1 protein-coding gene is annotated in these 578 nt (G+C 56.6%); it reads left to right on the forward strand.

Features of this window, described 5'->3' with window-relative positions; translation table 11 throughout:
• The coding region (locus SMB34_RS21170) for an Ig-like domain-containing protein (RefSeq protein ID WP_037992302.1) at nt 1-578 on the forward strand (578 nt) is incomplete at both ends.

A 578-nucleotide genomic window follows, 5' to 3' on the forward strand; every position in this document is an offset into this window, starting at 1 on the left:
ACGGTTGATGTTGCCGGTGTTGCGGATGCACCGACGCTCGGCGTCAGTGATGCCAGCGGCAACGAAGACAGTGCCATTGCTTTGAATATTGACGCTGGTTTGGCTGATTCCACTGAAACGCTGACAATTACGATTAGCGGGGTCCCAGAAGGTGCGACGCTGTCGGTAGGTACTGACAACGGTGACGGTACATGGACACTGACAAGTGATGAACTGGAAGGTATCAGCGTTACACCGCCGTCTGATTTCAGCGGTAGTTTTGACCTTGAAATTACTGCAAGTACGCAGGATGGCACCGATATCGCATCGGTTACCGACACCGTTATGGTGGACGTGGCCGGTGTGGCCGACGCGCCGACGCTTGATGTCAGTGACGCGTCTGGCAACGAGGACAATGGTATCGCCCTCGACATCGACGCCGCTCTTGCTGACAGCTCGGAGACTCTCACTGTCACCATTAGGGGCGTTCCGAATGGCGCGACCCTGTCGGCAGGGACCGATAATGGCGACGGGACCTGGACGCTGGGTTCGGATCAGCTTGAAGGTCTGACGATTACGCCTGCGAATGACTTCAGTGG

The sequence above is a fragment of the Thalassospira permensis NBRC 106175 genome (genome assembly GCF_000714555.1).
GTDB classification, from domain to species: Bacteria; Pseudomonadota; Alphaproteobacteria; order Rhodospirillales; family Thalassospiraceae; genus Thalassospira; species Thalassospira xiamenensis.